General features: G+C 64.9%; 5 protein-coding genes. All 5 read right to left on the reverse strand.

Annotated elements, in window-relative coordinates; all coding sequences use genetic code 11:
- Positions 1-2: 2 nt before the first annotated feature.
- Complete coding sequence (locus ABNS06_RS06570; RefSeq protein WP_348673363.1) at positions 3-1433, reverse strand: MBOAT family protein; 1431 nt, start codon at positions 1431-1433, stop codon at positions 3-5.
- 1 nt (position 1434) lies between these two features.
- Positions 1435-2916: a NosD domain-containing protein gene (locus ABNS06_RS06575; protein WP_348673370.1), complete on the reverse strand. Its 1482-nt coding sequence runs from the start codon at positions 2914-2916 to the stop codon at positions 1435-1437.
- 64 nt (positions 2917-2980) lie between these two features.
- Positions 2981-4504: a right-handed parallel beta-helix repeat-containing protein gene (locus ABNS06_RS06580; RefSeq protein WP_348673364.1), complete on the reverse strand. Its 1524-nt coding sequence runs from the start codon at positions 4502-4504 to the stop codon at positions 2981-2983.
- A complete protein-coding gene (locus ABNS06_RS06585; protein WP_348673366.1) occupies positions 4504-5892 on the reverse strand; it encodes an alginate export family protein in 1389 nt (462 codons plus the stop codon). Before ABNS06_RS06585 ends, ABNS06_RS06580 begins: the two co-directional genes overlap by 1 nt.
- Positions 5889-7244 (reverse strand): SEL1-like repeat protein (locus tag ABNS06_RS06590; RefSeq protein WP_348673367.1); only part of this gene is annotated, 1356 nt, incomplete at its 5' end. The genes ABNS06_RS06590 and ABNS06_RS06585, both read right to left, overlap by 4 nt.

Below are 7244 nucleotides of genomic sequence, written 5' to 3' on the forward strand. Positions count from 1 at the left end.
TCCTAGAACTGGAAGTAGAGAAATGGGGAATAGCTGTCGGCGGACAGCTTCAGAACGGCCGCCACGAACACCGGCAGCGCCAGCGCGCCGGCCCAGCGCACCACCATCGGATGACCACCAGGTCGTGCGGACCCGGCCGCGGCCAGGCGATCACGCAAGCCACCGAGCAGCAGTACCGCGACACCCAGCCCGAGCAACGCGAGGTTGAACTGCGAAATCGCCGCCGCGTAGGCCGCCGACAGCCCGATGTCACCGCCGCCGAACATCACCGCGTACAACCGGCCGGCGTCGCCGAGCGTCTCGGCGCGGAAGGCCACCCAGCCCAGCATCACGAAGACGAAGGTCACCGCCCAGCGCAACGGGTTGAAACCGCTCGGATTGCCGTTGACGCCGAACATGCGCTCCACGGCCAGAATGGCGCCGTGCCAGGCGCCCCAGACCACGAAGGTCCAGTTCGCGCCATGCCACAACCCGCCCAGTACCATGGTCAGCAACAGGTTGATGTAGGTACGGACCTTGCCGCGGCGGTTGCCACCCAGCGAGATGTACAAATAGTCCTTGAGCCAGGTCGACAGACTGATGTGCCAGCGCCGCCAGAACTCGGTGATGGACTGCGAAACGTAGGGCTGGCGGAAGTTCTCGATGAAGCGGAACCCCATCATCAGCCCCAGGCCGATCGCCATGTCGGTGTAGCCGGAGAAGTCGAAGTACAGCTGCACCGTGTAGGCCAGCGCGGTCAGCCAGGCATCGGCCATGGTCGGATCTTCCAGCGCGAAGCCGGCATCGACCAGCGGAGCCACCGAGTCGGCGATCAGCACCTTCTTGATGAAACCCTGCATGAAGCGGGCAACGCCCTCGCCGAACAAGTCCGCCGACAGCGGCCGGTGCTTGAACTGCGGGGCCAGATCCTTGTAGCGCAACACCGGTCCGGCGATCAGCTGGGGGAACAGCGCGATGAAGGCCGCGAAGTCGACCAGATTGTCGGCCGGCGGGGTGTCGCGCCGGTACACGTCGATGACGTAGCTGACCGCCTGGAAGGTGTAGAACGAAATGCCGATCGGCAGCACGATATCGGCCAGATGAAACGGCGCGACACCGGCCGATGTGAGCATCAGGTTGAAGCTGTCGACGCCGAAATTCGCGTACTTGAAATAGCCGAGCACGGCGAGATCGGCGACCACGCCGAGGATCATCCACCGCCGCGCTGCCGCGTGGGCAGCCACCGCCTGCGCCGCGAAGATGCGCCGGCCAACGAAGTAGTTCACCAGCGTCACGCCCACGAACAACGCCAGGAAGTCCAGCCGCCACCAGGCGTAGAACGCGTAGCTGCCGAGCACGATCCAGGCGTTGCGCCAGCGCGCGGGACTCAGGAAGTACAGGCCCAGAAACGCGGGGAGGAAGACGAACAGGAAAATGTTGGACGAGAACACCATGTCAGCCGTCCACCCTGCGCTGGATGTTGTCGGGCTCGATCACCACGGCCTGACGCTGACGAATCATCACGTCCAGCACCTCGGGCAGGTGCTCGCCCAGCACGCCGGACATCTCCACCCCGGTGGCATTGGCCGGAGCGAACATGTCGACGTCGTAGAGCTCGACACTCACCGGCTGGTCAATGGAGATCGGACCGCCACCGTTGTGGATGAGCCGGCCGCCAACGACCACCATCGAGATTCGCGTGTCGTAGGGGTCCAGCTGCAAATCGCGTGTCGGATCGTTGAGCGTGCGCACATGCCCGTTGATGCCGGTGTAGGCGTTGGCGATCGCCCGGTTCTCGTAGAGCTTGATGCCCACGCTGTTGCGCACCCGGTAGCCATGCGCCCGGTTGCCGATGCTCTGGTTGGCGTAGAGCAGATTCTCCGGCGACTCGTAGATGGTGATCCCATCGGAGCCATTCCCGTGCACCTTGTTGTAGGCGACGATGTTCCCGGTGCTCTGCCGGTCGACCATGATCCCCGAGCCCGTGTTGTCGTAGGACTCGTTGCGGAAGATCCAGCTGTCGTTGACCTCGCGCGAGACGATGATCCCGTGACGCTCCTTGGTCCCGTAGGCCGTGTTCCGGGCAATGATCAGCCGGTTCGAGCGGTCGTGCGGGTCAATGCCGTAGATGACGCTGTTCTTGTAGACGTTGTTGACGATGACCACGTCGTCGGCTTCGTAGCAGTAGAAGCCGTAAAGCAGGCCGTCGAAGGTGGAATCGAGGATCCAGCCGGTGGGCCGGGCCCGGGTCTTATGCCGCGGCACACTCTTGGTGTACTGCGAAAAGCTGATGCCGTAGGACTTGGTCGCGCCGTAGCCCAGATTGACGAATCGGCTGCTCAGCAAATAGGTCTCCGACCCGCCCCAGGCGATCAGAAACGGCCGGAACCTCTTCTTCTTCACATAGGCCGCAGGCGCCTCGTTTTCCTCGTCCCAGGCGACGACCTCGGTATCGGTCACGAACAGGCGCCCGTCATTGACCAGGAACGCGCCGGCCTGCTGCGACAGACGCAGCGACTGCACGGAATCGTCGATCAGCAGCGTGGCCGACGCGGACACCAGCAACGGCAGGCGCAGGGTGTAGACGCCGTCCTCCGCCTCCAGCTGATACGGCTCGACCGCCGACAGGATGTCAGACATCCGGATCAGCCCGCCTTCGAGGACGATGGCCACCGGATTCCGGCGCTGGCGTTCGGCCCAGGTCGCCAGCCGACCGTCTCTGCCCACGAACTCGTCGAACTCGATCAGATCGACCATGCGACGGATGGAGATCTCGCCGGGCCGGCGCCGGACGATCTTGTTCAGCGCCGATTCACGGGTGAAGCCGGTGATATCCGGCAGCGTGGGCTCCGGCATCGACAATCCGGTGGGCTCCACCGCGCGCACGACATAGCTGTCGAACTCGTTGGCAACCGCCGCGCCGGCGGTCAACGGCATCAGCACGGCGATCAACCACAGGACGCACCGGGTCCGAACTGAAGACATCCCCGATCGCATCGTCTCAGCCCTCGACCCGTCGTTTCACGTTGTCGAGTTCGATGACCACGGCCTTCTTCTGCCGGACCATCACGTCGAAGACTTCGTGCAGGTGTTCGCCCAGCACGCCGTCCAGGGCGAACCCGGTCTCGCTGGTCGGGGCCAGCATCTCGACACCGGCCATCTCGATGCTCAGCGGCTGCTCGATGGCGATCGGTCCGCCGCCGTTGTGCACCAGGCGTCCGCCGACGATGATCAGCGAGAACTCGTCGTCGTAAGGGTCCAGCTCCAGATCCCGGGAACCGGGCGGCAGCACCTTGGCGTGACCATTGATGCCGGTGTAGGCGTTGTTGATCGCGATGTTGTCGTACAGCTTCACGTTCACGCTGTTGCGGACGCGAAACCCGTGAGAGCCGTTGCTCACCGCCTTGTTGCCCCAGATGATGTTGTCCGGGCTCTCGTACAGGGTGAGACCGTCCGAGCCGTTGTCGACGAACTCGTTGTCGGCTACGACGTTGTGGCTGGACTGGCGGTCGAGCACCATCCCCGACAGCTTGTTGTTGGTCGTGATGTTGCTGAACAACCAACTGTTGTTCACTTCGCGCGAGATGATGATGCCGTGCTTCTTGCGCGTACCCGACACATGGTTCTCGGCGATGATCAGCCGGTTCGAGCGATCATGCGGATCGATGCCGTAGACGATGCTGTCGCGGTAGGTATTGCGCGCGATGACGACGTCGTCGGCCTCGTAGCAGTAGAAGCCGAACCACATGTCATCGAACTCGGAATCGATCACCCATCCGGTCGGATGCGGCCGCCCGAAGATCTTGTCCTGAGCCGGCGTGTACTGCGAGATCGAAAACCCGTAGGACTTGCTCTCGTCGTAGCCCAGGCTGGCAAAACGGCTGTTGACGACATAGGTCTCCGTGCCACCCCAGGCCAGGATGAAGGGTCGGAAACCCTTCTCGTAGCGGTAGCTTGCCGGTGTGCCGGTCGACTCCCGCCACCCGATCACCGCCGAGTCGGTGATGAACAGGCGCCCGTCGTTGACCAGGAACGAGCCGGCATCCTCGGACAGGCGGAATGCCTTCACCGATTCGTCGATATGGAACGTCGCGTCGCGTGACACCAGCACCGGCAGCCGGGCCACGAACACACCCGGCGAGGTTTCCTCGATGGCTTCCGGACCCAGCACCGTGGCGATGTCCGCGGGGGTCACGTAACCCTTGCGCAACACGATGGCATGCGGGTTCCGCCGCTGCCGCGCCGCCCAGACGGCCAGGCGGCCGTCACCGCCGACGAACTCGTTCATCGGGTCCAGATGCACCATGCGCGCGGTGCTGACCTGGCCGGGCGTTCGCGACCCGATCTTGGCGTACACGGCCGAGCGCGTGAACGGCTCCAACGACGGCAGCTCGGGCTTGGGCTGATAGAGCAGGTTCGGGTCTTCCGAACGCACGACGTAGTCGGCCGCATGCAGCGAGGCCACGGGCAGCAGCACGGCGAGCAGCCCCGGAACCAGATGACGGAAGAGACGTTGATGCGGCATCACAGCTTCCAACTCATCTCCAGGATCGCGCGGTACGTCGAGTCGGCGTCCGCCGCGTAGGCGTCGCCGGGTTCGAACAGCGAGGCGCGCAGACGCAGTACGCCACTGGGGCCGGACTCGCGCAGAATCACGCGATCGAAGCCCTCGAAGTAACGTGCCACCACGATGTCGTACGAGCGGCCGATGTCGTCATCGCCGCCGGGTTCCGGATCGACGCTCAAGCCCTTGGACTCGACGCCGTAGGACTCGGCGTCACGCTGAAACTGGTGCGCGATCAGGCTGATGTCGAAGACCTCGGCCGGGAATGACGCGAACACCGTGCTCACGTGCAGATTGCCCAGCTCGAACTGCGCGGCCTCGCTGAACCGGTGAATCTGGCTGCGCGTACCGGTGTAGCGGGAGCGGTTGCTCTGCAGGCCGGTCTGCTCGAAGGTCTCGGATTCACCGCTGGAATCGACGCCACCGGAGCCCAGCGAATACATCACGCCGAACTGCGCCGGCACCTGCGGTGACGGGCGAAACCGCAGCGCGAACGATCCGGCCACACCGCTGACATCGCGCTGGGCGAAGGTCACCGGGTCGCCCAGCATCGGATCGGGCTGAATGACGTATTCCTCGTCTCCGGTCACGCCCATGATTTCGGCCCAGTAGGCCACCCGCTCCAGGGCGCGCTCGTTGTGAAAATCGCTGTGCACGGCGAGGCCCACCCAGGTGAGGCTGCGATCGCGATCCCGTTCGGGCGTCTCGCGCATCTGCTCTTCCTCGAGGTCGACATCATCCGCGGCGTTGGCCACACGCAACTCGACGAAATGGCCCGGCCGGAACTGGGTGCCGATGTCACCGAAGATGTAGAAGCGGTCTTCCTGATCCTTGTCCACGCCGGCGTCATCGGTCCGGAAGCCTTCCAGCTGCTGCGCCACGCCCAGCGAGGCCTGCAACAGCGTGGTGTCGAAGGCCCAGCGGGCCGCGACCGCGTCGTCGTCGTACCACAGCGCATCGTCATCGCGGATGCGCTGACGACCGAGGCGCAGCACCTCGCCGGGAAACGAGGTCATCGCGCCGATATCGATCCAGGCTTCGCGCAGAGCGATGTACTCGTCCGACGGCTGCGGCGTCTCGTCGGTGTTCAGGAACACCTCGCCCGTGGAGTAGAACGCCTGCACACGGAGCTTGGTCGAGAAGCCGGGGGCGTACTGTGTGAACAGCGACCCGTGAATCTCGCCAAAGAACTCGCTGGATTCCTCGTCACCACCCAGGCCCAGGTCGCGCTCGCCTTCGGCGAAACCACCAGCGCGCAGTTTCAGTTCGGTTTCGTTCTCCATCTGACCAATGGCCTGGGTGCTCATCAGTCCGGCGGCGAGTAACAACATCCATGTCGTCGCTTTCACTGTGTCTCTCCATCCCTCGTCGTGGATTCGGGTGCCGCCACGGCTGGGCCGTTGTTCAAGGCGACACCCAGCATCGGTTCATCGCGATACCGCCGCGCCTCGTATTCCTGCTCGGCGACCTGGTTGCCCTTGGCGACCATCTCCTCGGTCAGATTCGGCTCCAGGCTGTTCAGGAACTCGCCGACACCCCGCACCTCGTTGGTCTCGGCGATGCGCGCGAAGGCGAAGGCATAGGCCGGGTTGGCCTTGACCACGCGGTTGTCGGCATAAAACCGGGCCAGATCCAGGTCGGCGCGGCGATAGCCGTCCCGCGCCGCCCCCAGCAGCAGGGGCGCGGCGCGCACGTAGGCCTCGTCGCCGGCGAAGCCACGCATGTAGAACCGGGCCAGCGAGAACTTGCCGGCCGGCAGCGTTTCCGCCGCCTCGGACAGGTACTGCTCGGCCAGGGCGGGATCGATCTCGACCAGCGTGCCGTTCATGTAGGCGCGACCCAGCGTCAGCGCCGCTTCGGCGGAGCCGGCGGCATGCGCCTCCTCCAGCATCTCGATCGGATTGGCGTCGTCGATCAGGTCCGGCCGGTCGGTAAGCAGCTCGCCCAGCCGCGCCAGCGCCGGCACATGCCGCTCGCTGGCCGCCGTCAGCAACTCGATGGCCTCGGCTTGCATCGGCGGCTGCGGCACGTCGTTGGTCAGCAGATCGGAGGCCATGCTGTAGAGCAGATCGGCGTCGACCCGCTCGCTTGGGTACCGCGCGAGCGCGCGATCCATCAGCTCCCGCACACGCTCGGGGTTGCGTCCCATGCGGGCGTTGAGCGCGAGATCGGGCAGACACTGATCGACCCGCCGATAGTGACGGGCACAGAGCTGGATCAGCTGCACGAAGTTCTCGCGCACGCCGTCGTTCTTGCGGTACCAGTCGATTACCGACGCGATGGTGTCGGGATCATCGGTGGCCAGCGCAACGCCCAGCGTGTCGCCGACCGTCTCGTCATCCGCCAGCCCGGGGTAGTCCCGATAAAGCCGGACCAGTCGCTTGAGCGCATCCGGATCGCCGAGCTGGTGATGCTTGCGCAGCACCGCCTCGACCTCCTTCAGATGCTGCGGGTCGCCGGTCGCCTCGAAGCGCAGGCGCCCCAGCGGATCGGCATCCATCGGGTACTTGGCCACCGACTGCTCGAACCAGCGGATCGCCTCGTCGCGCGTGGCCGGCGTGCCGACTTCCTTGTACAGACGTGCGAGGTGATGCTGCGCGTCCACGAAGCCGCGCTTGGCCAGCGGCAGCAAGTTCTTCTCGGCCTGATCCAGACGCCCGGCCTCCAGGGCCTGCACGCCCCGGCTGATGTCCGGCAGCAC

It is taken from the genome of uncultured Abyssibacter sp., from assembly GCF_964000955.1.
Lineage (GTDB): Bacteria > Pseudomonadota > Gammaproteobacteria > Nevskiales > OUC007 > Abyssibacter.